The 24,492-nt window shown below is 44.9% G+C and carries 24 protein-coding genes; 16 read left to right on the forward strand and 8 right to left on the reverse strand.

What is annotated here, in order from left to right:
- Positions 1–67 precede the first annotated feature (67 nt).
- Both ACN0R8_RS12880 and ACN0R8_RS12885 read left to right on the forward strand, forming a co-directional pair.
- Complete coding sequence (locus ACN0R8_RS12880) at positions 68–811, forward strand: FRG domain-containing protein (RefSeq protein WP_417598033.1); 744 nt, start codon at positions 68–70, stop codon at positions 809–811.
- Complete coding sequence (locus ACN0R8_RS12885; protein ID WP_417598035.1) at positions 808–1,980, forward strand: DUF262 domain-containing protein; 1,173 nt, start codon at positions 808–810, stop codon at positions 1,978–1,980. The genes ACN0R8_RS12880 and ACN0R8_RS12885 overlap by 4 nt, the downstream gene beginning before the upstream one ends.
- Positions 1,981–2,372: 392 nt before the next feature.
- On the opposite strand, the gene ACN0R8_RS12890 is transcribed toward ACN0R8_RS12885, so the two are convergent.
- Positions 2,373–3,134 (reverse strand): DeoR/GlpR family DNA-binding transcription regulator, encoded by a 762-nt coding sequence (locus ACN0R8_RS12890; RefSeq protein ID WP_417598037.1) that lies wholly within the window; start codon positions 3,132–3,134, stop codon positions 2,373–2,375.
- A gap of 86 nt (positions 3,135–3,220) precedes the next feature.
- Positions 3,221–3,940: a glycerophosphoryl diester phosphodiesterase gene (locus ACN0R8_RS12895; protein ID WP_417598039.1), complete on the reverse strand. Its 720-nt coding sequence runs from the start codon at positions 3,938–3,940 to the stop codon at positions 3,221–3,223.
- A 233-nt stretch (positions 3,941–4,173) separates the two neighbouring features.
- Between ACN0R8_RS12895 and ugpB the strand changes: the two genes are divergently transcribed.
- Genes ugpB through ACN0R8_RS12920 form a run of 5 tightly spaced genes read left to right on the forward strand, consistent with a single transcriptional unit; the run spans position 4,174 to position 9,177 of the window.
- Positions 4,174–5,481 carry a sn-glycerol-3-phosphate ABC transporter substrate-binding protein UgpB gene (gene ugpB, locus ACN0R8_RS12900; RefSeq protein WP_417598041.1) on the forward strand — a complete coding sequence of 436 codons (1,308 nt, stop codon included), beginning with the start codon at positions 4,174–4,176 and terminating at the stop codon, positions 5,479–5,481.
- A gap of 60 nt (positions 5,482–5,541) precedes the next feature.
- Complete coding sequence (gene ugpA / locus ACN0R8_RS12905; RefSeq protein WP_417598043.1) at positions 5,542–6,423, forward strand: sn-glycerol-3-phosphate ABC transporter permease UgpA; 882 nt, start codon at positions 5,542–5,544, stop codon at positions 6,421–6,423.
- Complete coding sequence (ugpE, locus tag ACN0R8_RS12910) at positions 6,423–7,271, forward strand: sn-glycerol-3-phosphate ABC transporter permease UgpE (protein WP_417598045.1); 849 nt, start codon at positions 6,423–6,425, stop codon at positions 7,269–7,271. The genes ugpA and ugpE overlap by 1 nt, the downstream gene beginning before the upstream one ends.
- Positions 7,272–8,372, forward strand: a complete 1,101-nt coding sequence (locus tag ACN0R8_RS12915) for a sn-glycerol-3-phosphate import ATP-binding protein UgpC (RefSeq protein ID WP_417598047.1) — start codon at positions 7,272–7,274, stop codon at positions 8,370–8,372.
- The gene (locus tag ACN0R8_RS12920; protein ID WP_417598049.1) at positions 8,365–9,177 is read left to right on the forward strand and encodes an HAD family hydrolase; all 813 of its coding nucleotides are present in this window, start codon (positions 8,365–8,367) and stop codon (positions 9,175–9,177) included. Before ACN0R8_RS12915 ends, ACN0R8_RS12920 begins: the two co-directional genes overlap by 8 nt.
- Before the next feature lie 701 nt (positions 9,178–9,878).
- Here the strand turns inward: ACN0R8_RS12920 and ACN0R8_RS12925 are convergent.
- Positions 9,879–10,817, reverse strand: a complete 939-nt coding sequence (locus tag ACN0R8_RS12925) for a LysR family transcriptional regulator (RefSeq protein ID WP_417598051.1) — start codon at positions 10,815–10,817, stop codon at positions 9,879–9,881.
- 260 nt (positions 10,818–11,077) lie between these two features.
- Between ACN0R8_RS12925 and ACN0R8_RS12930 the strand changes: the two genes are divergently transcribed.
- Positions 11,078–11,485, forward strand: coding sequence for a RidA family protein (locus tag ACN0R8_RS12930; RefSeq protein ID WP_417598053.1), 408 nt, complete (start codon positions 11,078–11,080; stop codon positions 11,483–11,485).
- A 159-nt stretch (positions 11,486–11,644) separates the two neighbouring features.
- Here ACN0R8_RS12930 and ACN0R8_RS12935 read toward each other — a convergent pair whose 3' ends face one another.
- On the reverse strand, positions 11,645–12,544 hold the full coding sequence (locus ACN0R8_RS12935; RefSeq protein ID WP_417598055.1) for a LysR family transcriptional regulator: 900 nt from the start codon (positions 12,542–12,544) through the stop codon (positions 11,645–11,647).
- A 193-nt stretch (positions 12,545–12,737) separates the two neighbouring features.
- On the opposite strand from ACN0R8_RS12935, the gene ACN0R8_RS12940 reads away from it, so the two are divergent.
- From ACN0R8_RS12940 to ACN0R8_RS12970, 7 genes are all read left to right on the forward strand, one after another.
- A complete protein-coding gene (locus ACN0R8_RS12940; RefSeq protein WP_417598057.1) occupies positions 12,738–13,112 on the forward strand; it encodes a YybH family protein in 375 nt (124 codons plus the stop codon).
- Positions 13,113–13,185: 73 nt separating this feature from the next.
- Positions 13,186–13,398 (forward strand): hypothetical protein, encoded by a 213-nt coding sequence (locus ACN0R8_RS12945; protein WP_417598060.1) that lies wholly within the window; start codon positions 13,186–13,188, stop codon positions 13,396–13,398.
- A 270-nt stretch (positions 13,399–13,668) separates the two neighbouring features.
- Positions 13,669–14,490 (forward strand): helix-turn-helix domain-containing protein, encoded by an 822-nt coding sequence (locus ACN0R8_RS12950; RefSeq protein ID WP_417598062.1) that lies wholly within the window; start codon positions 13,669–13,671, stop codon positions 14,488–14,490.
- Between the two features lie 77 nt (positions 14,491–14,567).
- The gene (locus ACN0R8_RS12955) at positions 14,568–15,137 is read left to right on the forward strand and encodes an NAD(P)H-dependent oxidoreductase (RefSeq protein ID WP_417598064.1); all 570 of its coding nucleotides are present in this window, start codon (positions 14,568–14,570) and stop codon (positions 15,135–15,137) included.
- Between the two features lie 312 nt (positions 15,138–15,449).
- Entirely contained in the window at positions 15,450–15,680 is a 231-nt protein-coding gene (locus ACN0R8_RS12960) for a hypothetical protein (protein ID WP_417598066.1), read from the forward strand.
- A gap of 104 nt (positions 15,681–15,784) precedes the next feature.
- Positions 15,785–15,970 (forward strand): hypothetical protein, encoded by a 186-nt coding sequence (locus ACN0R8_RS12965; protein WP_417598068.1) that lies wholly within the window; start codon positions 15,785–15,787, stop codon positions 15,968–15,970.
- Between the two features lie 170 nt (positions 15,971–16,140).
- Entirely contained in the window at positions 16,141–17,319 is a 1,179-nt protein-coding gene (locus ACN0R8_RS12970) for a hypothetical protein (protein ID WP_417598070.1), read from the forward strand.
- Between the two features lie 159 nt (positions 17,320–17,478).
- Here the strand turns inward: ACN0R8_RS12970 and ACN0R8_RS12975 are convergent, their stop codons facing one another.
- From ACN0R8_RS12975 to ACN0R8_RS12990, 4 genes are all read right to left on the reverse strand, one after another.
- Positions 17,479–19,356, reverse strand: a complete 1,878-nt coding sequence (locus tag ACN0R8_RS12975) for a protein kinase domain-containing protein (protein WP_417598072.1) — start codon at positions 19,354–19,356, stop codon at positions 17,479–17,481.
- Between the two features lie 175 nt (positions 19,357–19,531).
- Positions 19,532–21,100 (reverse strand): dihydrolipoyllysine-residue acetyltransferase, encoded by a 1,569-nt coding sequence (locus tag ACN0R8_RS12980; protein ID WP_417598074.1) that lies wholly within the window; start codon positions 21,098–21,100, stop codon positions 19,532–19,534.
- A gap of 18 nt (positions 21,101–21,118) precedes the next feature.
- Complete coding sequence (locus tag ACN0R8_RS12985; RefSeq protein WP_417598076.1) at positions 21,119–22,096, reverse strand: alpha-ketoacid dehydrogenase subunit beta; 978 nt, start codon at positions 22,094–22,096, stop codon at positions 21,119–21,121.
- Positions 22,089–23,291 (reverse strand): thiamine pyrophosphate-dependent dehydrogenase E1 component subunit alpha, encoded by a 1,203-nt coding sequence (locus tag ACN0R8_RS12990; RefSeq protein ID WP_417598078.1) that lies wholly within the window; start codon positions 23,289–23,291, stop codon positions 22,089–22,091. Before ACN0R8_RS12990 ends, ACN0R8_RS12985 begins: the two co-directional genes overlap by 8 nt.
- A 400-nt stretch (positions 23,292–23,691) precedes the next feature.
- Between ACN0R8_RS12990 and ACN0R8_RS12995 the strand changes: the two genes are divergently transcribed.
- The gene (locus tag ACN0R8_RS12995; RefSeq protein WP_417598080.1) at positions 23,692–24,303 is read left to right on the forward strand and encodes an FKBP-type peptidyl-prolyl cis-trans isomerase; all 612 of its coding nucleotides are present in this window, start codon (positions 23,692–23,694) and stop codon (positions 24,301–24,303) included.
- Positions 24,304–24,492: the final 189 nt, after the last annotated feature.

The raw sequence follows: 24,492 nt of genomic DNA on the forward strand, positions 1-24,492 counted from the left end.
CCTATAGCCTCGTTATGTGATTTAAGTCGATGGACTGGGAAATATAGAACTGTAGGGATAAAAATGAATGAAAATCAGTAAACTGAGTGAGTACACTTCTTTTGTAGAAGAATTACCAAAGGAGTTCAGCCTTTCAAGGGGGCAATCGGGAGATTATCCCCTATTGCCAAGCGCTCTTAGAAAAGACCGAGAGACGGGAAATAGAAAGTTTCCAAAGAGAGCTATTAGGAACTTTCTTACGCAGTTCAAAATAAACTCTTACCAGTACATGCCAGCACCTTGGGATATCAAAAATGACATAGAGTGGATGCTGTACGCTCAACACTATGGGCTTCCTACAAAACTAATGGACTTTACGATATCACACATAACCTCTCTTTTGTTTGCCGTAGAAAAAGCATTTCAAACCGATATAGAAAAGGATGCTGTAGTTTATTTTTTGAATCCAGCTGAACTGAACCAAAAAAATATGGAGCAAGCTTCGATTGTCAATGTTTCAGGCTCAGATGATGTTAAAGCGGAAGGACATGACGGACCAATAGTTGTTCAAGGACGAAAAGTAAATTCCAGAATAAATGCCCAAAAGGGACTCTTCGTTTTATTTCAAGATGATGACGAGCCGTTAGAAAATACCGCAGATGAAAGTATATTAAAAAAATTAGTAATCCCCGGAGATGCGACTAAAGACATTCTGTCATCACTTTTCTCCATGGGAATTAGCTTTTCTCACATATATCCAGAGCTTTCCTCTGTTTCTAAGGATATTTTACTACAGCAAGATATTGACGATTTCCTTAGGGAGGAAGAATGATGGCTGGGGTTTTCAATGTAAATCGAAAAGACGAAACTCTTACTTGGCAAACAGTAACTCAAAGGATTGCACTGGGTTTTGAGCTACAGGAAGTTGAAGGTGAATTAACACCTGATCAAATACTTAAGTTTAATGATGCTGTGGTTATTGATCCAGACTATCAACGGGAGTATAGATCTTCAATTACTGATGAGAGCTCATTAATAGAATCAGCCCTTTTAGAAATCCCTATTCCTCCCATTTTTTTGGCGACTCAAAAATATCGAGGAGTTCAGGTATTAAATGTTGTAGATGGGCAGCACAGATTGAGAGCCTTTTATAGATATTTAAACAACCTTTATTCCCTAAAAGGATTAAAGCTATTGCCTGGCCTCATCGACAAATCATTTAATGATCTTGAAATTGATAATAAGACGTCTCTCTTGAGCAAGGGTATAACATGCATCACATTCCGTGACTTTCCTGGCAAAGAATTTGAGCTGGAAATTTTCAGTAGGTACAACAAAGGTACAAAGCCTCTTACTCCTCAGGAAATTAGGCATGCTGTATATGATTCAAAAACTAATGATTTAGTTAATATATTTTGTTCTGATCTAATTAAAGATCCTAAATCAGTATTAGGTAAAGCCTACTCCGTATCAAAAGATCGATTTCAGAAAAAAACTATTCAAGAAAACATTTTTGTAATCTTAAGTATTATCGAGCATGGAATAGATCAGAGGTTTTTAAATGATCAGGGAAAAGAACAAAAGGTAGTTAAATCACCACAATTTGCTGAAGCTTATATGAAAGCAAAGTCAGAAAATAATACTGATGCCTCTTATGAAGTATCGAGCAAGAACTTTTCGGAGTTCAATGCCTTTATTTCTAGGCTGGCTAAGATTACTGAATTTCCTTTCTCAAGGGAAATATATGGTGTGTCACAAAGAGGAAATAAGTTTCAAGTTTCTATCTCGATGATACTTTCAGCAATATTTAGGAAGTTGAAAAATTCAGATTTTGACTTTGAATTGCTTGATGAAGAGGAAAACTTTAAGAACTTTGCAACTTACATAAAGGATCTTCTAAGTAATTCATATCTAGAAGATCCTGAATATAGTGCCTCAACAACTAATCCCGCAGAAATTGCGAGGTTAGTAGATGACTTTGATTTTAAAGTGCCCGCATAACAAGTGGTTCCAGGTGACGCCTACGGCGCACCTGAACCAAGCGTTCAGGCTGTAGAAAAACCTCCCGAACTATGATCTGATCGGGTTTTGAAACGCAGGAGGCGGTGATGGCTCGATTCAAGCGCTACGACGACAACCAAACGTCGATGGTGGTCATTAATTACCTGGATCAGTTGCAGCCCGGTACTTTTGAGCATGCTCTGTACTACTCCTGTTTTTCATAAAGAGGCTGAAAAGCTGGCTGAAAACAGGTTTTTCTACAGGCTCGTTATCTCTGACTCAGCGATATTTGATCTAATCCAGCATGCTTTTACACAAGCAATCACCGTAAGTCATTGCTGTCTAAATACGGGTTGAAAGCTGATCAAATTTTATTGTTCGCCGCTAAGGTGCTATATATTCTTATCTTGACCAAATACACGATCAAAACATCGTATAGGAACAACACGCGCACTTGCTTTTTTTTGCCATTTGCTGTCATTCACCACCAGCCATTTTTTTTGTGAACCAGCAATAATCGCCTTACTAACTATGGCTTCGTGCAGTTCATGTTCCATGGCGAAATTTTCTTGCTTTACGTCAAGCTGGGGCGGGTCTTGCGAGTCTGGGGGCACTGGCACTAAGCATACCGCTGCGCAGCTTATGATACCGATGTCTGCAGAGAACTGACCAAAGAAATGGCTAATATTATCACCGACCACATCCCCGTCGTTAGTACGCAGTCTGCCACCTGCAATCCAGGTTTCGATGTGGTCGTGTTGGGAAAGGATATGAGCCGCTTGGAAATTATTGGTTACCACTCGCAATTGCTGGTGATTTCCCAGCTTTTCCGCAATAGCTGCAATAGTGGTCCCTATGCCTAAAAATAAGGTACAGCCATCAGGGATCTGGGCGATGACTTGCTTAGCGATAAGCTGTTTCTCATCCAAATTAGTCGCGCTGCGGGATGCAAAGCTACGATTGCTCAACGTCGTCGGTAAACTTACTCCACCATGGTGTCTTCTCGCCAAGCCGTACGAGCAAAGCTTATTAATGTCCCTTCGAATTGTCTGCGTCGTGACATTGAAATGGGAGGAGAGCGCATCGATAGTGCAGTATTCCTGGTGCTGAATAAGATCAATAATTCTTTTTTGGCGTAAGCTCAGATTGTGCATGGTAGATATTGTTACCTTAACTTCCCTCAAGACCCGCTTCCTTTAGAGAAAACGCTGTTAGTTAGTCTAACTCTTTAGATGAGAACTTAAGACGCTACCTTATAGTCTTGAGGGACATCGGTAATCATCATATCCACGCCCCAATCCCAATAGTCGGCTACCAGATCAGGAAAGTTAGGTGTGTAACAATACAACTGATAACCTTTCGATTTTATCGTCCTGGCGGTGGCTTCATCCAAGAAACGATAATCACAGTGAACACTATATGCCTCTATGTCATCCAGAAGGCTCAAGGCGTTATCCGGGATCTTCTGCCAAAGCTGGCCGCGACGAACTGTTGGCATAATATGTTGCATCTGCTGCAATGCTGATGTTGAGAAACTGGAAAACAGAAGCTGGTCTGGTGCAACGTCCACGTCTTCTATCACCGTTTTAACCTGCTGACATAACAGCTTAATATCATCGCCCTTGTAGACTTTGAGTTCAATGTTCAGTTTCACATGATGGCGCTGAGCAAACAACAAGGTTTCTGCCAGTGTCGGTACGCACTCATCCCGATAGGCTTCACCAAACCACAGCCCCGCATCGAGTGCTTTCAGTTGCCTGATCGTCATCTCTGCAACGGCACCACTACCGTTGGTGCAGCGATTTACAGTCTTGTCATGAATCACAACAGGCACTTTCTCTTGGCTTAGTTGGACGTCTATTTCTATCCATTCTGCGCCTTGTTTAACCGCAAGTTCAAAGGCCGCGATGGTGTTTTCGGGCGCAAGACTGGATAGGCCACGGTGTGCTGTTGTTTTCATTTTTACCTCAAGATGTTCATTTGTATCCACCTGTAGCATCGCAACCCAATATGACAAAAATATTGCAGTAAAAACAACAAATTGTGAAAACAAATCTTTCAAATAAGTTCATTTTAATGTCATTTAATCGTCATTTTTCTAGTCTAATTTTCATATGAATATTTAGAGAGAACATCAGAACATAAGTGAACATCTGTTCTTACTTATACTCAAATTTTTTGAAGGGAAAAGATATGTCTATTAAGCACCTCACAGGAATTGCAGTGGCAGCCGCGCTTATCAGCACAGGGGCTCACGCGAAAACAGAGGTTGAGTGGTGGCACGCAATGGGTGGCACGCTGGGTCAGAAAGTCAATGAAATCGCTGTTGATTTCAACGCTAGTCAGTCTGAATATGAGATTAAACCTGTTTTTAAGGGTAGCTACGCTGAGACGATGACCAGCGCTATTGCTGCGTTCCGTGCTAAAGAACAACCTGCGATTGTACAGGTGTTTGAAGTGGGCACAGCGACAATGATGGGTGCGGAACAAGCAATCTACCCCGTTTATGAGTTGATGGAAGACACCAAAGAGCCGTTCAACCCAGAGAGCTATCTCTCTGCTGTCACTGGCTACTACACGACTAACGATGGTCACATGCTGTCTATGCCCTTCAACAGCTCAACTCCTGTGATGTACTACAACAAAGACATGTTCACAAAAGCAGGTATTGAATCAGCACCGACCACGTGGAAAGAAATGGAGCAGGCCTCTCGCAAGCTGTTGGCCTCGGGTGCTAAATGTGGCTTTACCACTACATGGCAATCATGGACGCAGATCGAGAACTTTGGTGCGCGTAATAACATCCCGGTCGCAACCGAAAACAATGGATTTGGTGGCTTCAACACAGAATTTAAGTTCAATGCTTCGCCTTACGTTAAGCATGTCGAGCGACTGGGCGAGTGGTCTAAAGAGGGCCTCTTTAAGTACGGTGGTCGCCAGTCTGATGGTATGCCTTTGTTTTATACTCAGGAATGCGCCATGACGATGGGCTCATCTGCCAGCCTTGCTGGTATCCAAGAGAACATGAAGGGTATCAATGTTGGCGTAGCGCAATTGCCATATGACGATGAGCTGATCGCTAAACCACAAAACACCATCATTGGCGGCGCGTCGCTTTGGGTGCTTCGTGGTCACTCATCTGAAGAGTACAAAGGTGTAGCGAAGTTCTTTAGCTACCTATCAAGCCCTGAAGTTCAAGCAGATTGGCACCAGTTCACGGGTTACCTACCAATTACCAAACAAGCTTATGAACTCACCAAAGAACAGGGCTTCTATAAAGCAAACCCAGGTACGGATACTGCGGTTATTCAGATGACGTCTACAGAGCCAACTGAGAACTCAAAAGGTGTACGTTTTGGTAACTTCTTACAAACTCGTGACATCATCAACGAAGAACTTGAAGCAGTATGGGCTGGGAACGCATCGGCTAAATCTGCACTCAACAATGCGGTTCGCCGCGGGAATGAGCAGCTCCGTCGCTTCGAACGCACACAGAAATAGCCCGTTGTCATCTCTTCGCCGCCACCTCCTATAGAGGCTGGCGGCCTTTCGGTATCTGATATGTCCTCACAGGTTGTATTTAAAAATAAATGGCTGCCCTACGCGCTCATTGCGCCGCAGCTGATTATTACTATTGTTTTTTTCATATGGCCTGCTGGTCAGGCGGTTTTCCAATCCACGCAATTGGAAGATGCTTTCGGCTTTAGCCGTGAGTTTGTTGGATTGGAGAACTTTACCAAGTTGTTCAATGACAGTTATTACCTGGATTCACTGTTCACCACGCTGCAGTTTAGCGTCAGCGTTGCAGTTTTGGCATTGGTCAGTGCGTTGGTGCTGTCCGCTTTTGCAGAGCACATCGTACGCGGCTCGACCATGTATCGTACCTTTTTGATTTGGCCATATGCCGTTGCGCCGGCAGTGGCAGGCTCGCTATGGCTGTTTCTGTTTGACCCGACCATTGGCGTAATTACTGATCTCCTCAAATGGGTTGGTATCAATTGGAATCCAACTCTCAACGGCACACATGCAATGTGGATGGTCGTTATTACGTCTACTTGGAAGCAGATCAGCTATAACTTTCTGTTCTTCTTAGCCGCTCTACAAGCGGTGCCTAAATCGCTGCTCGAAGCAGCAGCTATTGATGGAAGTGGTCCGGTGAGGCGTTTCCTAACCATTAGTTTCCCGTTGATCTCACCAACGAGCTTCTTTTTGTTGGTGGTGAACTTCGTCTACGCGTTCTTTGATACCTTTGCGGTTATTCATGCTATGACGCAGGGCGGCCCGAGCAACAGCACTTCTACTCTGGTGTACAAGGTTTATAACGATGGTTTCATCGGTCTTGACCTTGGTTCGTCGGCTGCTCAATCAGTCATCCTCATGATTCTTGTCGCCCTACTCACGGTGATTCAGTTTAAATTTGTAGAGAAAAAGGTGGCGTACTGATGGTAGAAAGAAGACCTCTATTTACGATCTTTTGCCATGTAATTTTGGCTCTGGGCATCGTGTCTATCGCTCTACCTATATGGGTAGCTTTGGTCGCAACCACACATGAAAACACGGCATTCGCGACAGGTTCACCTTTGTGGTTTGGTGACCTGGGCTTTAGTGTCTTTGGTGAGCTGTTAAGTAATCAAAGCACATATAACAATAGTGCGCTGCCGATTACCCATATGCTGACCAACTCACTCATCATGGCCCTATGCATTACGTTTGGTAAGTTGGTTATCTCAATTATGTCGGCCTATGCTGTTGTGTTCTTTCGCTTTCGTGGCCGCATGATTGCGTTCTGGATGATTTTCTTTACGCTTATGTTGCCCGTTGAAGTACGTATCATGCCGACGTTTGAGGTGATTACTAATCTCAACATGCTGAACTCCTTTTATGGATTAACCATTCCTCTTATTGCAAGTGCTACCGCTACGTTCCTGTTCCGTCAGTTCTTCATGACGATTCCATATGAACTTGTCGAAGCTGCCCGTATCGATGGTGCCGGTCCAATTAAGTTCTTCTTTGATATTTTGCTGCCCCTTTCGCGCACTAATATCGCTGCATTGTTTGTGATTACTTTTATCTATGGTTGGAACCAGTACCTCTGGCCGTTACTCATTACTACTGACGTTCAGTATTACACCATTGTTATGGGCATCAAACAGATGCTAGGTGTTGTTGATGGCGTGATTGAATGGAATAAAATTATGGCAACCACCATCATCGCTTTGCTGCCACCAGTTATCGTCGTTATCGCTATGCAAAAAGCATTCGTCAAAGGCTTGGTAGATTCGGAGAAATAAATGTCGACACTTACTCTTTCAAGCATCGCTAAATGTTACCCAAACGGCTACCAAGCGATCCCAAACATTAACCTTGATATTGAAGATGGCGAAATGGTCGTGTTGGTTGGCCCAAGTGGCTGTGGTAAATCAACACTGTTGCGTATGCTAGCCGGCCTTGAGGAGATCACCTCAGGCACGCTTAAGATCGATGACAAGATCGTCAACAACCTTGAGCCAGGAGAGCGAGATATCGCCATGGTGTTTCAGAACTATGCGCTCTATCCGCATATGTCTGTTTACGACAATATGGCTTACGGGCTAAAAAACCGCAAAACACCTAAAACAGAAATACAGCGCTTGGTTTCTGAGGCCGCCGATATGCTCGAGCTCAACGGATTGTTGGATCGCAAGCCCAAGGAACTTTCCGGTGGGCAAAGGCAGCGTGTTGCCATGGGCCGTGCCATCGTTAGAGAACCTAAAGTGTTTCTATTTGATGAGCCACTATCCAACCTAGATGCAAAACTACGCGTTCAGATGCGATTGGAAATCAAACGCTTGCAGCGCCGCCTTGGAACCACATCGGTCTATGTTACCCATGACCAGATTGAGGCAATGACACTTGCCGACAAGCTTGTGGTTTTAAATAAAGGTCATATCGAGCAGGTCGGTACTCCACTCGAGCTCTATGACAACCCTGCGTCTTTGTTTGTTGCAACGTTTATCGGCTCTCCATCGATGAACATCCTTGATGCTAATATCACCGTTGAGGGTATCGAACTCGATAACGCATTATTTGAATTGGACTCCAAAAACCTTAACCCTGGCAGAGTGAAACTAGGCTTAAGACCAGAGCATTTAGTTATGTCCGTCGATACCCCGTGGTTCTATGTTGAGGTTGAACTCATCGAGGCCCTGGGCGCGGATCTGTTACTTTACTGCAAAACGCTGGGCTCGAGCGCGCAAGAGATGGTCATTCGTGTAGAGGGACACTCGAAAATTAACATCGGCGATCAGTTTGGTGTTGGTGTCGACCTCGATCATGTCCATCTATTTGATAGTGAAACATCCAAGCGAGTTCATTTAGATACCACAAATCCGCAAGAGGTTGTTAATGCCTAAGCCCTTAACGGCGTTATCTCACGCTCAGGTAAAAGAGATTAAATGGTTATTGACCGACGTAGACGACACGCTCACTTGGGAGGGGCAACTCCCTCCTGAAACTCTGGAGGCGCTGGGTAAGCTCAAAGATGCAGGTATTTGTGTGGTTGCTGTTACCGGTGCGTGTGCTGGTTGGTGTGACCAAATTGCTAAGATGTGGCCAGTTCACGGCGTGATTGGCGAGAACGGCGCATTTTGGATGCAAAAGAACGAGGCAGGTTTTCATACTCATTCACTGATCCCAATGGATAAGATGCGATCACAACAGCAGGCGCTAATAGAACTGCTCGAGCAAGTTTTAGAGCGTTATCCTGACATTGAATTCGCGAATGACCAAGGCTTTCGCTACTGCGATGTCGCAATCAACCTCGGACAAGACCGTGAACAGGTTGATACAGAAATCGCAACGCGATTGCTCAATGATATTCTCCAACTCTCACTCGATGAACAACCCTTAAAAGCGACGCAAAGTTCTATACATATCAATGTTTGGGTTGGTGAGCATAGTAAACGCTATACAAGCGAGAAGTACCTGAAACACAATGCTGATTTTGTCGATTTGAGACTGGAGAATATTGGCTATATTGGTGATTCACTCAACGATGAATCGATGTTTGAATGGTTACCGACTACATTTGGCGTAAGCAATATTCACTCTATTCTACAAAAACTAAGCACACAACCTGCTTTCATTACAAAGAGTCCTGGTGGTTATGGGTTTGCTGAATTAGCCAACATAATAAGTGCTGAAATGAGAAAAAATTAACTTCAATGAGTTAAAGATACTTATAAAGGCCAATGTGACGACCATGCATGCCTGTGATCTCTGTGTGAACATCTAGCCCAATGAGAAACGTGCTAGATTTAGACATGTCGACCTCCTGTTCTGATAAGGCTTGCACCTAACAGTGTGGCTCTTGTTTGACTAACTCACGATAAACGCAGGCGGTCGGCACTTTCTCCGGGGATCATTATGTCTATGTGATCGGAATATGAAAGTTGGATTGGTGGTGTGTTTACCCACAGTAATCACAGACGCAAAGGTGTTACTCATCACTTATTAGCGTCAGCGAAAGAAAAGCTTTGAATTTGGGTATTAAAACACTGTACATGCAATGCGAGAGCTTAAATATTGATCTCTATTTTAATCATGGCTTTAGGGCTCTACACCAAGCACAGCATCATGAAGTTCAAACGCAGGAGGCGGTGATGGCTCGATTCAAGCAAGATGACTACAATCAAACGTCGATGATGGTCATTAATTATCAGGATCAGTTGCAGCCGGGGTCATTTTAGCATGCACTGCATTATCCCCATTTTTTATAAAGAGTCAGAAAAGCTGGGTCTTTCCGCGTTTCACCAGTCCTATAAGAATGATAGAGAAGGTCGCCCAGCCTAAGATCTAAATAGGGGAAAATCCCTGTTTCTTAGACTATCGGTAATGTTGTTAAAGCAGTGACAATTAATCTAATCCCGTTCTAAATAGTCCTTTAATGTATCAAGAAAGATACGAACACGATTCGAAAGAAATTGGCGGTTTGGATAAATCGAATGTACTTTAATCTCTCCAAGTTGTAAGTCATCGAGATACAAAGGAATAAGTCGTCCTGCGTTTACATCATTTTCAACTAAGAACTCAGGCAACAAACTGATGCCCATATCTGTGCAACAAGCTATGCGAATTGCATCGCCACTATCAAATTTTAAAAATGATTTCCCTTGAGACTTAACAATATGATTATTTTTGCAGTTTAACTGAAAGTAGTTTGGGGTTGCTGATGAGCCGTAAATTAATAATTGATGGGCACTTAAATCAGCGAGATTCGTTGGCGCATCATTTTTTTCCAAATATCCAGGTGAGGCATATAGCCCCAGTCTCGACCTATCAATAGCACGTGAAATATATTGTGTACTCGTATAAGAGTCACCCACCCTAATGGCTAAATCAACGCCTTCTTCGACTAAGTCAACAATGCGGTCAGTAAAGCTAATATCAAAAGAAAGCTCAGGAAACTGTTGTTGAAACTTGTAAATTAACGGAAGTATGACGGTTTTTCCATATCCTTCAGAAACAGTGATTCGTAGTATTCCTTTAAGTTGTGTTGGTTGAGAGCGCAGACTGGATTCTGCTACTTCGAGGATATTAAGTATCTGAACACACCGCTCATAAAATTCCTGGCCTTCGGCTGTCAGTGTCACTTGACGAGTGGTTCGTTGAAAAAGCCGCGTTTCCAAATATTCTTCTAAACGGGTTAGTGCTTTACCGGCTGCAGAGCGTGTTAATCCCATGCTTTTTCCGGCGGCAACAAAACTTCCAGTGTCTGCGATAGCAACAAAAATACGGATAGCGGTTAAGTCTAAGGACGTACCATAGGGAGCGGCATTCGGGAAATTTCTGCATTTCATAGGGGAAAACTATTCTCCAATTTATTTGATATGGTTTCAATTGTAGAAGAGGTTTCTTGTAGTTTCTATATGCTAACTCAAAAAGAAAATGAGGTTTTATGCGGTTGGTTCCATGCTTCTGCATCTTTTGCAGGAATGCTGCCAGAGTCTGAACTCGCAATGGATAGTGCGGTGTCATTTATTAAGAATTATCAGATAAATCATTACTACTCCGTTGTTATATAAAGATTTTATGTCCTAATTAAAGCAGGAGAACACTTATGTTAATCGAAAGATTAAACCCGCCAACAATGCCAAATAGCGAAGCCATTGGCTATTCGCAAATATCGATAGTCAATCCGGGAAGGATGGCCTACATTTCAGGGCAAGTTGCAACACAACGGAACAGTGATGAGATACCCTGTGATCTGGCTTCGCAAATGGAAGTTGTATCCGAAAACATAAAAGCGGCACTCACTGCTTTGGGAGCGTCACCCAAAGAGATTGTACAAGCAAGGATCTATGTTGTTGATCTGATGCCTGAAAAAATGGAGGTATTGATGCCAGTGTTACTGTCTATTTTTGAAGGTGAAAAGCCGTGTATAACCGGTGTTGGTGTTCAGGCATTGGCTTCTCCTGAGTTTTTGGTCGAAATGGAAATGGTTGTAAGACTGCCTAACGCATCATGAGTTTAAGTTAAGAGTCCAGCATTGCTTGTCGGTGCTAGCTAAATAGCAGGAAAACCGGGACACCCATAATTTGACTCTACCAAAATCAGCCCTCTGATCCACTCTTAAGTCAATGGTGAAATTATGGATGTCCCACATAATTCCGCCAAAAAGCTAACTTTAACTAAGCCGCTTAGCAATAGCCTCTATCGCCATCTTTACGCCAATAGGCACCGCAGCCTGATAAGGGTGCAATGCATAGACATTGACCTTATCGAGTTGATAATCAGGAAACAGCTCCGCTAACGACTGGCGGTGCTTGGCAAAGATAAAGTCTGGAATTATACCAACACCAAACCCTTGCTCTAACATACTCAAACAAGTGGATAGGGTATTAGCCTTGTGATGGTTTTTAAAATTAAGTTCAAAGGCTGGTGTGCTATTTTTATCACTGTGACCGTCTTTACGGCTAAAGCTGTGATGGATCGACTTTTCTTGCCAGTGGTTAGCGACGTATCTGACCTGATCGACTTTTAATGCTTCAATATCACTCTGGCAGGCTTTAGCCGTTTGCAGTGAGCCACAAAGCACATCTCTAAAATCACCAATACGCTTTTGTTTCAGATTACTTATTTTTGATTCGCCAACCCGTATCGCAATATCAATACCTTCTTGCATCAAGTCTAATTGCCCATCATGACTAATCAGCTCTAACTCGACCTCGGGATAGGCATAAAACACATCGTGCAGGGCCGGTAATACCAGGTGCTCCATTAATGCATGCGGAGCGGTTATCTTGATTAGCCCTTTAGGCGTAAGTTGTAATTGCTGGGCGTCTTGCCAAGCTTGTTCTGCTAGTTCATGCAGGGTGCAACACTGTTGGTAGAAATGCTCACCTGCAGGTGTCAGGCTTTGTTTACGTGTGGTGCGTTTAAGCAAAGTGACCGCAAGCTCTGTTTCCAGTTGCTTAAGATGCTGACTGATAACCGACTTCGAGACGTCGAGTTTTTCCGCTGCGCGGGTTATCGAACCGAGTTTAACGACGTACATAAATACCGTCATTTGTTTAAGTTTACTCATTATTTATGCTTACCTGGTATCGTCTCGCGTAGATTGCTGCTGGTCGTCGGTTATGACTATTGTTCTGTTTATCTTAACAGTGTTTTCTGATTGGTCTGTTTTTGTTTGTTAGTTATGGCGCTAAAGTGCCGCCATACACCTAGACAACGGTCACAGCGTTATAAATTCGCAAGACACTTATCGGAGAAAGACAATGACACAAGAACAAACTCTATTGGCCTGTAAAGCTGGTATCGCGGCATGGCAGGCGGCCTTTAACAATCAAGATGCAGCAGGTTGCGCAGCGCAATATGAAGAAGATAGCGTCATGCACGCCCGTCCATTTGGCACATTCACTGGTCGTGAAGCGATCCAGTCATTTTGGCAAGGTATCATTGATCAAGGCTTTAGCGACGTCGATTACACCGATGTTGAATGGGTGACAATGAATGATGATAGTTATGTATTAACTGCTAAATGGACAATGAACAAAGCCTTCGGCGTCGTTCATCATGAACAATGGCGTATTCAAGCGGACGGCAGTGCATTGTTAGCAGCAGATGATTTTGAAGTGAAAGGCGAACGCTAAGCGACGTGGTTTATCACAAAAAACCAGGACACCCATAATTTGATACTGCCCAAACCAGCCGCTGTTAACCTGCATGGCCTATGTCGACCTGAATCCGGTGAGGGCGGGGCTTACTGATTGCCTGAAACACTCGGATTTTACCTCAGTTCAGCAACGTATCCGGCAAGGGACTCAAGCCCGGGACGATGGCGACCTACCCAAACTGAAAGCCTTATCCTCCACTCAGACGGGCAGCGAACAGGTGATCGCTTTTGATTATGCGGACTATCTGGCGTTGGTCGATTGAGCTGGACGCTGCCGTGCGGTAGGGCAGTTCAGAAAGCTGCAGCCGTTTGCTCAGGATAAGGACTGGCATGGATCTCATCGGGTTAGCAGCAGGCTATTTTCAGATAGGTCAGAAAGCGGATTTAACGCGTTAATATAGTGCGGGTACAATGGCAACTGTATTGACTGGTGCACAATATAGAAAAACTGGCAAAATACGGATAGGTCAGTCTGTGACACAGAGTAAATACAGTCTTATAAAAAACTACTCCACAGAAATATTAAGGAAAACATGGCGGAAAATAATTCTAAACACACCAGCTACCGAATAGATGTCCCGAAAGAATTTGAGGATGTATTTTCTCATTTTTATTATTCCGAAAACAAATCGAACGAAAACATTACCAAAACCTTACTGCCTTCTTTTCAGACAATTCTGATTTTCAGTTTTGGAACAAGTATTTTGTTTGAAAAAAAACAAAATTTGCAAATTATTTTGGACAAGTACCTCATTTTGGGGCCGATAAAATACGCCTTTCAATATTCCTTGCCTGCAAATTCTGAGATTTTAGTCGTGAATTTTAAAAATGATGCATTTTATCGCTTATTTGGGCGTTCATTCGTTTCAGAAAATTTAACAATACATCATGATGAATTATTTTATAACGACTGCTTTACGGCTATGTGGAGTGAACTAAAAAAAGAAAATGACACAAATAATCGTGTTAATTATATCCTAGACCTTTGCAGGCAACACCTGAGTCAACGCACCTCGCTTGCCGAACAACTTTCTAATTTTAAGGAGCTAACATCAGACCCAATTAAAACCATAGCAGATAGGCATAATAAGACAATACGTACCATTCAAATGCATCATAAGAAATATTTCGGATATTCAGCAAAAGAATTTAATCGCTATCAACGATTTTTACGAGCTTTAAATCTTATACAAAAAATTACAGCGAATGGGCTAAAAATGGATTGGTTTGAAGTCATATTCGAGTGTGGCTACTATGACCAGAGTCATCTCATTCGTGATTTTAAGTATTATTTCAATCTGAGCCCGTCACAATACCTTAAAATTCAACAGAACATATGCAACCCCGTAACCTGATTTTCGTTTTCTTACAATCATTATGAATAGCGATCTCTTATTTTTGAATTGTCACATTTAGAATAGGAGATATAACTATGAGACATTTGATTGTTTTCGCTCATCCCAATCATGAAAGTTTAAATGGTAGATTAAAAAAAATGCTTGTCGAGCATTTGCTGGAGAAAGGGCATGACGTAGAAGTCAGGGATTTGTACCATATGAATTTCAACCCTATTTTATCTTTAAATGATATTAATGGGCAAAAGAAAGGACAAGTGGCAAGTGATGTGGAACAAGAGCAGGCTTTTATCTCTTGGTCAGACTGTATTACGCTTATTTATCCGATCTGGTGGACAGGTTTGCCCGCAATACTGAAAGGCTATATCGATAGAGTGCTCAGTTATGGGTTTGCCTATCGTTACGACCAAGGCGTTCAGAACGGTTTACTCATAGGAAAAGAAACTGTCATTATCAATACACATGGAAAATCACGTACTGAATATGAAACAATTGGAATGGACAAAGCACTGTCGCTAACATCAGATAGAGGTATTTACACTTATTGCGGTTTGGCTGTAAAGCAGCATTTTTACTTTGATAATGCTGACAGGGCAACCGCAGGGACCATTGAAGCATGGAGTGATAAAATAAAGTCAGTGTATTGATTTTTTTATTATAATTAATAACGAGTTAGAAAAATATATTCCAATAATTTTATTTCGAACCAGGCCTATAAGTTCATAATTTGGCCCTACCAAAACCAGCCGCCTGATCTATTCTTAAGTCATTGGTGAAATTATGGAAGATTACACTATGACTCGTGCCCGCTATGAGTAGATCAGCACTGCTAACACCCTGTATTACCATTGCATCGCCCGCTGTGTTCAGCGGGCATTTTTATGCGGTGAAGATACCTTTTCTTTTCCAGCTAGTCCTATAAACACCACCGCCAATGAATTCCGGATCGTTTAACCGCTTTGGGTCAGATGTTCGCGGTAGATGTGTGCGCTTACTCCATTATGTCCAATCATTACCATCTGGTGCTTTATATCAATCAGGTTGGGGCTGAGGATGAGGTAATCCGCTGTTTAAAGCGGCCGCTTCTGATCGAGCGTTATCAAAAGGGTGAATGCTCCAGTAATGCCGGGCGGGATAAAAGGCTGGCATGGATCTCATCCGGGCAGCAGCTGCAGGTTCTTTTCAGGTAAACAGAAAGCAGGTTTAGCGTGTTAATATGGCTGAATTAAATTATGGGTGTCCTATGATTTCTAAAATCAGATACCTGATCTAGACTTAAGTCACTGGCGAAATCATGGAGGATCACACTATGATCCGTGCCTGTAATGAGAAGATCAGTACCGTTGATACTCCGTATGCTCACGCGATTTTTTTTGATTATGCCGATTATCTTGAATTACTCGACTGGGCAGGGCGCTGCCAGCGGGAAGATAAGCACAGCTTTACCCCAGAGCTCTTCTGCCCATTGTGCAACGCCTGAATATTGATCAGGTGCCTAGCTGAAAGCGATGGAGCTGAAAAAGCATTCAGAAAATGAAACTTAATAGGGCTAGTCTGCAAGGCTTTCGTTGGTCACTGGACCTCAAACCCGTGAGCAGCTTTTCAGTCGCTACTGGCGGCGTTATATTAAAACAACTTTAAGAGAAATATATGAAAAATTATCAAATAATAATGATTGCTTTGCTGGCTCTGCTTGCAGGCTGTAGCAGTACTCCAAAGTATGCTCCGCCGTTATCAATGCCTGATATACCAGAAGATAAGGTTGAGGTAATTGATGTAAGTGTGAAATTTGATGATAAATCCGATATTTACGATAATGTGGTGCAGAACTTATCTCGTGATATTGACTTGGGTAGCTCTATTGTAATTAATGTCCCTTCGAAACTATTCGAAGAAAGATCTATGAAAAATGCCGGAAATCAAGATTTTAAAACGAAGGATTTTTTCAATTTAGCAGAGCAGCAAATTGAAAAGGAATTAATAAGGAAAGGCTTCGATGTTCTAAGTAGATCAAAGTTTGAAGCTAAGCTTAGAACCCTTCGTGATGAATCTCGTTGTAATTTAAATGAATATAGATGCCTTCATTCTCAAGTTGCCCCTGAAATCCAGCCTGTTCTAGCAGAGTTAAAAAGAAAGTATGATAATAAAGAAATAAACTCAATAGAATATGCGGATGAAATAAAACTATTTAAAGATAAGCTGCAATCAGCCTCGGCTGGTAAGACAAGACGAGAAGGCGATCGAGAGCTAACTGATATATCCGAAGTCATTAGGGCTGCAGAATCTGGTGATATTAAAGCGGACTATATACTTCAAATCAATTTGTTTGATACCGAGAAAAAAACAAGTGTGAATAAAGATCTTCGACATATCAGCAGTGTCAGAGAGTTTGTCAGAAATAACCCGGGAATCAAAAAATATTTTGAAAGCAATAATAATTCTATTGTTCGCTGCGCTGTAATTTCATCTCAGTTAAATGCAAAATTGATTTATGTTAAAACGGGAGCGATTACCTGGATTGGAGAGCACGAGCTTAATGAGTTCAGCTCAGGGGTTCATGATTTATCTGTCGAAATGGGCAGTAGAGAATATGTTTCCAATGAAAATGAGATAAAAAGATTCGTATCAAAAAACAATACTCCTATTGCCCGACAAGGTAGGTTTGGTAAGTCTGTCGATTTTCCTGATTTCAAATATAACGTGGACCTGTTAAAACCATCTATTAGCTCAGGTCGCTGTGAGCAACAATGGACTAACTCTATAGAGGTTAGGTCTCAGTTAGCTCGTCAAGTGGCTAAAGAGTTAATAGCTACAATAAAGGTTAACTGAGATCAATATAATATAAAAAATTAAAGTAATGAGATTGTAAATCCTGCTGCTTTTTGGAAAAACTCTAAAAGTCGCCAATATTCACAATCCGGTGTTAAGCTTAAGAGCTAAAAAATAACCTCTCCAACCGGAGAGGTTATTTTCCCATCTCAACACCACTCACAGCTGCTCTTTCGGGTTTCTCGGGTAGAAATGATCCGGCTGGCACTCCAGATGGCTAAAGCTGCGCGTATTTTTATAGGGCAGTTTCATAAACCCTGAAATCCCCTGACCATCAATCAGGGGAATATTCTCCAGAATAATCCGCAGTGCATCCCGAAACTCTTCCTCTTTGCTCTCATCCAGCAGCACATAATAACTGTGCAGTTTGAGGTGCTTGGGCAGGCTCTCAAAAATAATACAACCGGTATGGCGGATCTGGTTCAGGCGTTCCACCTGTTTCCGGATCGGGTCGGGCAGTACCAGTAGCTCTTCCGGGTCTTCACCATCTTCAAAATAAGAGTGCAGGCGGCTGGGCTCCTCCACCGGTGGTGCGGGTGTGACCTCAAAGGGAATTTCCGCATTGTCTGGGACCTTAAACGGCTCGTCCGGATTGTCCCGCTCCATATGCAGGGTGACACGGGCGTTAAACATACAGCATTTAAAGATCCCTACCCGATGAATTGAGCGGGCCAGATGCACCATATTGTTCACTGCTGCGGTAAACGCCGGTTGCAGCTCAGGTTCATAGAGGTTAAGGCTGGAATCGATATGCACGCCTTTCTCATTCCAGTGAATCCCTAGCCCACCCACAAGTGGGTACTTACCTAAGCGGCTGATACTGGCTAGGAAGGCTCGCTCAGTTTTGCCCATGCCGTGCATAAAGTTCTTATAGTATTTCTCCAGTTCGACATCGTTCACATCTGCCAGATAGTGATCCTGTTGCTCTTCCCGCAGAAAGGTTTTGCGGGAGTTGTAGACTACGGTATCGATGGCGACGGTCTTCTGGTGGCTCCACACCGGCACCAGGGGTTTGTGGTTGGGCCACTGATCTGCGCCAAAAACCAGATGCTGCATCCTGGGCATCTCGCGGATAAAGTAGTCCCCGGCCTGCTGGCGCTTTCGCAGGTCATCATCCAATAGGGTTTGCAGGGTGCGGGCAAACTCGATGGGAAGCCCTAGGGAGGTTGCCGGTATCGCTTTATGACCATAACGGCAGGACTGGCCCGAGGCGATAGCGTACAGCGTCCCTGCTGCACCTTGTTCATCAAAGCGGGGAGAGGAGAGGGCGCCGCTTAGTTGTTCCTCGCCGATAAAATAGACATCACCCAGTTTGGCGTTGGTGTGCTGATGGTCGGCGCTCATCATGCTGATACCGGTATCACCGACGGGTTGCCCCTGTGCATCCAGTTGCGCAAAAACACTGGAGCCCCAGTCGATGAGCTTTACAGTTTCCGTTTCGGGGTCGATGACGACATTAGAAGGTTTGATGTCACCATGAACGATGGGCTTAATATCACCTTGTCCATCCGGTTTTTGTTCCTGAAAGGTACGCATCGCCCAGAGAATATCCCGTAGTTGCGCGGCGATGCTCACCACCAGCCGGGGCGGTAACGGGCCATGTTTCAGGCTGAACTGCTCCAGATCCATCCCTTTTGCACGCTCCATAATAAGTATGGATTGCTTCTTGATTCGGGTGTATTCAATAACCGTGGGGATATTGGCATGGCCCAGCTGTTGTTGCATCCAGGCTTCTTCTTCAAGCCTGTCCTGAATATGCTGGGGCAGGTTGATACGGGAGAATTTAAAGACGTAGTGATTACCTGCTGGTGACAGGCCGCCGAAGACAAAGCCATAAGCACCCTTGCCGATAAACTCGATCTGGCTAAAGCCATGTTGGCGCAGCTGGCTTTCGCAAAGGTCGACCCAATCTTTAATTTTCTGGGCATCCTGATGACTCATCAGGTAGATCGACTGCTCTTCGTTGATATAGAAGTGCTGTAACTGAGAGTCGTATTCAGTCTTCTTGTTTGCCTGTGTTCTGGTATGTTCTGGCATAAGCGACCCTGCTTCTGGTTTAAGGTGGCGGCTTAATGTTTTTCTTCTAAGATAGCGGCTTAATATTGCTATCTTTTGCCTGGCGGTAAAAGCAAAACAGGCACCGGAATTTGCTTCAGGTGCCTGTTTGCTCCGCGTCTTATGCACTGATCTGCATCTTAGTCAGGCGACTCGATCAGTGAAGATCGACCAGCATCGCGGTGGGGTCTTCCAGATACTCTTTCCAGAGGTTACAGAAGCGGGCGATGGTACCACCGTCGATAATTCGGTGATCTCCCGACCAGCTGACCTGCATAATATCCCTTGCGATCACCGCACCTGCAGCATCAAACCGTGGCAGAGACTGGGTACGCCCCAGTGCCACGATAGCGGCTTCCGGCTTATTGATGATCGGTGTGGCCACCGTGCCACCTAACGCTCCGATATTGGAGATGCTGATGGTGCCACCTTTCAGGTCGTCCTGACTGACACGACCCGCCCGAGCGGCTTCGGTCAGGCGGGAAACTTCTTGCGCGATCTCTTTAATGCTCAGATCCTGAACATTCTTCACGTTAGGCACCAAAAGACCGATTGGGGTATCCACTGCCATACCGATATTCACGCTGCCGAGGTAAGTCAGCTCGGTGCAGTCGTCATTAATCCGACTGTTCAGCACAGGATATTCCTGAATCGCTAAGGCCATTGCCTTCATAAAGAACGGCATCAGGGTTAGCTTAACACCCTTGGCTTCCATGCCCGGTTTCAGCTTCTTACGTAGGGCGATCAGGTCGGTAATATCCATATCTTCTGCATAGGTGAAATGCGGAATGGTGGATACTGAGTTGACCATCTGCTTCGCCATGGCCGCTTTAATGCCGCGTATCGCTTCAACGCGATCTTCTTTGCCACCGGTTTGGGCGGTTGCTGTCTGAGGCGCAGAGGTTGCAGCCTGTTCAGCCGCTGTCGGGTTCTGGTGACCGGCATCGACATAAGCCTGCATATCGGCCTTCAGCACACGGCCATCTTTGCCGGAACCCTGAACCTGGCTGATATCGACATTATGCTCCCGCGCGATACGACGAACCGCAGGGCTAGCCAGCGCTTTACCCTGGGCAACCGGCGACGCACTTGCTGCCGGTGCAGACTGAACCGTCTCGGCAGCGGCATTTGCGGCTACGGCTACCGGTGCAGCTGGCTGGGAGTCATCTTCAATCTCGATTTCAAACAGCGGTGCGTGTACCTTGGCGATTTCGCCCTGCTTATAATAGAGCTTACTGATGCGCCCCTGATCCATACATGGGATCTGCACCAGTGCTTTATCGGTCATCACATCGGCAACAGGTTGGTCTTCTTCTACCCAGTCACCTTCCTTGACCAGCCACTCTACCAGTTCGCACTCCACGATACCCTCACCTATATCCGGCAGGATAAAGTCTTTACTGCGCTTGCCTGCAGTTGTTGTGGCCGGTGTCGTCGTGCTTTGGGTTTCAGCTGTTTCGGTTGAGGTGCCTGTTTCTTCGGTTTCGGCTTCAATCTCTACGGCAAAAAGCGGCGCATGTACTTTGGCGATCTCGCCTTGCTTATAGTGCAGCTTCACCACTTTGCCGTGGTGCATAGCCGGGATCTGAACCAAGGCTTTATCGGTCATCACATCAGCCACGGGCTGATCTTCCGAGATAATATCACCTTCTTTGACCAGCCATTCGACCAGCTCACACTCAACGATGCCTTCACCGATATCCGGCAGAATAAATTCCTGAATCATGTTGATCTCCTGCGGTTATCAGAATGAGACGCTGCGTTTAATCGCTTCGTAGTTTTTCAGATGATCCGGCATATACTCTTTATCGTGAGCCAGCGGGAAGGGGGTATCCAAACCGGTAACCCGGGCGATTGGAGATTCCAGAGAGAGGAAGCAGGTATCCTGAATAGTCGCCGCGATCTCACCGGCAAAACCACCGGACAGCGGCGCTTCGTGGCTGATCAGCAAGCGGCCGGTTTTCTGTACCGATTGGGTGACGGTTTCCACATCCCAAGGCATCAGCGTACGCAGGTCGATCAGTTCACAGGAGATACCGTCCTCAGCAGCCATGGCAACGGCTTTCTCAAGTACTTCCATCTGAGCTCCCCAGCCCAGAACTGTGATATCGCGACCCTCCTGCATGACGTCTGCCTTGCCCAGCGGGAGCTCATAGTCTTCTTCCGGTACTTCGCCGGTAGAGGCGCGATAGAGGCGCTTTGGTTCAAAGAAAATAACTGGATTGTCATCACGGATCGAAGCCAGCAACAGGCCTTTTGCCTGGTACGGGTTGCGTGGCATAACCACTTTCAGACCCGGAGTACCGGTGAAATAGGCTTCCGGTGACTGGGAGTGATACAGGCCTCCGTGAATACCGCCACCATAAGGCGATCGAATGGTCAGGCCGCCAACATTAAACTCATTACCGGAACGGTAACGGAATTTGGCGGCTTCATTCACGATCTGGTCGAAAGCAGGAAAGATATAATCGGCAAACTGAATCTCAGCGATCGCCTTATGTCCACCAGCGGCTAAGCCATTAGCAAAACCAATAATGCCTTGCTCTGTCAGCGGCGTATTAAAGCAGCGGCTTTTACCGTATTTTTCCTGAAGGTGACTGGTGGCACGGAACACGCCACCAAAGTGACCAACATCTTCGCCAAAACAGACTGTTTTAGGCTCTTTTTCCATGGCGATATCCAGCGCGTTATTCACCGCCTGGAGCAGATTCATATTACTCATGGTCGATTCTCCCTGCGGTCTTCGGGTAGGCATCTGGATATTGTCGGATGTGAGCTTTTAGCTCAGCCAGCTGTTCCTGAAGATGTTTAGGTGGGGTGTCGTAGACATCAGTAATCAGATCATCAAGATGAGGGGCGGCTACTTTTTCCGCTTCTTTCATGGCTGCCATAACCGCTTTGCGTTTGGCATCGGCAATGTCAGCATCCTGTTCTTCGCTCCACCAGCCCTGTTGAATCAGCCAGTGTTTGAAACGCAGAACCGGGTCTTTTTCACGCCACTTTTCTTCCTCTTTCTTGCTGCGGTAACCGGATGGATCGTCTGAGGTAGAGTGTGCGCCTAAGCGATAAGTCATCGCTTCAATCAAAACGGGCTGATTGTGCTCAATCGCCAGCTTTCGGGCTTCCTGGGTGGCTTTCAAAACAGCCAGAACATCATTGCCATCAACGCGGATCGCTTTGAGGCCATAAGCTACGGCGCGAGGTGCAATGCCATCACCGGCAAACTGCTCACTGGAGGGTGTTGAAATCGCATAGCCGTTATTCCGGCAGAAAAAGATTGCAGGCACCTTGAACACGCCCGCCATATTAATAGCGGCATGGAAGTCGCCTTCGGAAGCTGCTCCTTCACCAAAGTAACAGATGACGCAGTTATCTTTCTCTTCCAGCTTATAGCCGTAAGCGTAACCAACGGCCTGAGGCAACTGGGTGCCCAAAGGAGAAGATATGGTCATGTAATGAAGGTCTTTTGAGCCATAGTGGATCGGCATCTGGCGACCTTTGCCAAGGTCTTTTTCATTACTGAACATCTGGTTCATAAATTGTTCAAGGGGGAAGCCGCGGAATGCCAGTGCACCCTGCTCACGGTATTGAGCCATGATCATGTCGTCATCAGCCAGGGCAGCGGTGCTGCCGATGTCCGCTGCTTCTTCACCAATCTCAGTCATGTAGAAGCTGATGCGGCCCTGGCGCTGTGCCGCAACCATACGCTCATCAAGAGCCCGGATAAACTGAAAGGTGTCGTAAATCTTCAGTGCCAGTTCTTTGTTGATATCTGGCAGTTCAGCGCCTTCGTAGACAGAACCATCCTGACGAAGGATTTTGAGAGTAGGGGTTGTCAGATCGCTGCCATCGATAAAGACAGGATTGTGAACCACCGGAGCCTCGGACTGCTTTGCGGACTGTTTTAAATTAGCCATAAGCTTTCCTTTATTGTTTTTGTCATTAGTCATCTGATTGTGTCAGAAATACAGGCGGTACCGATTTTGTCAGTGACGGCTCAGTATGGCGAAAGCCGCCTGCCTGTGACCTGATTGCGCGGTACCCGGTAAGGTACACAAAACAGGCTTTCCAGTTTTTAATATAGCCAATGCATAGGCTTTTTATAGTCTGGGAGCCGTGTCGTGTGTATCGGAATATAAGAGACGTTTACGTAAAAGTAAACTTCATTGGTTTATTGAACTGCATGAAAAGATAAAAACAGAAAAATCATCTGTTTTATGCGAATGCTGGTTTTGTTCGCTTTCAAGGGTGCGGGTGAATATGCCTGAAAGGGGTGGTAGAATAGAATTTTAATAAAATCAAAGGGTAAGCCTTAAAATGAGCGAACTGAATACAGTTGAAGCAAAAGTAGGTTACGGCATTGGTCGTCAGATGGGCGAGCAGCTGGCAAGCAGTGGTATTGAAGGTTTAGGGCTGGATCAGGTCGTTCTGGGTTTACGCGAGGCCTATGAAGGTAAAGAAAGTCAGTTGAGTGATATGGAGCTGCATGAAGCTTTTGAGGTTATTCAGCAGCGTTTGGCAGAAAAGCAGAAAGAAGCCCATAAAGAAACAGTCGAGGCGGGCGACAACTATCTGGCAGATAATGCTAAGAAAGAAGGCGTTACTATCACTGAATCCGGTCTGCAGTATGAAGTGCTGACAGTTGGTGAGGGCGAGAAGCCTGCTGCGACAGATAAAGTTCGTGTTCACTATCACGGTGAGCTGATCAACGGTGAGGTTTTTGATAGCTCTGTTGTTCGTGACCAGCCTGCTGAGTTCCCTGTTAATGGTGTTATCGCGGGTTGGGTTGAAGCATTGCAGCTGATGCCTGTTGGCTCCAAGTGGCGCCTGACGATTCCTCAGAACCTGGCATACGGTGAACGCGGCGCGGGTGCAATCCCTCCGTACTCCGTGCTGGTATTTGAAGTAGAGCTGTTGGCCATTCTTTAATAGCTGAACACTCAGCTTATATAGAAGACGTTACTGCATCGTCTATATACTGCTGAAAGCCCCGGTTCTGAAATCAGAATCGGGGCTTTTTGCTTTCAGATCTGAGCCGGTTTCGTTAATTTGTAATTAATTTACAAAAGGGGTTGTGCTGCTCCGTTTTGTGCGTATAATTCGCCCTCGTTGTCAGGG

This window comes from Oceanospirillum sp., from assembly GCF_048265165.1.
Classification (GTDB): Bacteria; Pseudomonadota; Gammaproteobacteria; order Pseudomonadales; family Halomonadaceae; genus Oceanospirillum.

Bases quoted from the DNA above. Each gene is read 5' to 3' on its own strand.
- ACN0R8_RS12930 (WP_417598053.1), top strand. From the start codon at position 11,078: ATGTTAATCGAAAGATTAAACCCGCCAACAATGCCAAATAGCGAAGCC.
- ACN0R8_RS12895 (WP_417598039.1), bottom strand. From the start codon at position 3,940: ATGAAAACAACAGCACACCGTGGCCTATCCAGTCTTGCGCCCGAAAAC.
- ACN0R8_RS12980 (WP_417598074.1), bottom strand. From the start codon at position 21,100: ATGATTCAGGAATTTATTCTGCCGGATATCGGTGAAGGCATCGTTGAG.
- ACN0R8_RS12880 (WP_417598033.1), top strand. From the start codon at position 68: ATGAAAATCAGTAAACTGAGTGAGTACACTTCTTTTGTAGAAGAATTA.
- ACN0R8_RS12965 (WP_417598068.1), top strand. From the start codon at position 15,785: ATGGAGGATCACACTATGATCCGTGCCTGTAATGAGAAGATCAGTACC.
- ACN0R8_RS12920 (WP_417598049.1), top strand. From the start codon at position 8,365: ATGCCTAAGCCCTTAACGGCGTTATCTCACGCTCAGGTAAAAGAGATT.
- ACN0R8_RS12890 (WP_417598037.1), bottom strand. From the start codon at position 3,134: ATGCACAATCTGAGCTTACGCCAAAAAAGAATTATTGATCTTATTCAG.
- ugpB (WP_417598041.1), top strand. From the start codon at position 4,174: ATGTCTATTAAGCACCTCACAGGAATTGCAGTGGCAGCCGCGCTTATC.
- ACN0R8_RS12935 (WP_417598055.1), bottom strand. From the start codon at position 12,544: ATGAGTAAACTTAAACAAATGACGGTATTTATGTACGTCGTTAAACTC.
- ugpA (WP_417598043.1), top strand. From the start codon at position 5,542: ATGTCCTCACAGGTTGTATTTAAAAATAAATGGCTGCCCTACGCGCTC.
- ACN0R8_RS12925 (WP_417598051.1), bottom strand. From the start codon at position 10,817: ATGAAATGCAGAAATTTCCCGAATGCCGCTCCCTATGGTACGTCCTTA.
- ACN0R8_RS12940 (WP_417598057.1), top strand. From the start codon at position 12,738: ATGACACAAGAACAAACTCTATTGGCCTGTAAAGCTGGTATCGCGGCA.
- ACN0R8_RS12955 (WP_417598064.1), top strand. From the start codon at position 14,568: ATGAGACATTTGATTGTTTTCGCTCATCCCAATCATGAAAGTTTAAAT.
- ACN0R8_RS12990 (WP_417598078.1), bottom strand. From the start codon at position 23,291: ATGGCTAATTTAAAACAGTCCGCAAAGCAGTCCGAGGCTCCGGTGGTT.
- ACN0R8_RS12975 (WP_417598072.1), bottom strand. From the start codon at position 19,356: ATGCCAGAACATACCAGAACACAGGCAAACAAGAAGACTGAATACGAC.
- ACN0R8_RS12970 (WP_417598070.1), top strand. From the start codon at position 16,141: ATGAAAAATTATCAAATAATAATGATTGCTTTGCTGGCTCTGCTTGCA.
- ACN0R8_RS12915 (WP_417598047.1), top strand. From the start codon at position 7,272: ATGTCGACACTTACTCTTTCAAGCATCGCTAAATGTTACCCAAACGGC.
- ACN0R8_RS12995 (WP_417598080.1), top strand. From the start codon at position 23,692: ATGAGCGAACTGAATACAGTTGAAGCAAAAGTAGGTTACGGCATTGGT.
- ACN0R8_RS12945 (WP_417598060.1), top strand. From the start codon at position 13,186: ATGGCCTATGTCGACCTGAATCCGGTGAGGGCGGGGCTTACTGATTGC.
- ACN0R8_RS12950 (WP_417598062.1), top strand. From the start codon at position 13,669: ATGGCGGAAAATAATTCTAAACACACCAGCTACCGAATAGATGTCCCG.
- ugpE (WP_417598045.1), top strand. From the start codon at position 6,423: ATGGTAGAAAGAAGACCTCTATTTACGATCTTTTGCCATGTAATTTTG.
- ACN0R8_RS12885 (WP_417598035.1), top strand. From the start codon at position 808: ATGATGGCTGGGGTTTTCAATGTAAATCGAAAAGACGAAACTCTTACT.
- ACN0R8_RS12985 (WP_417598076.1), bottom strand. From the start codon at position 22,096: ATGAGTAATATGAATCTGCTCCAGGCGGTGAATAACGCGCTGGATATC.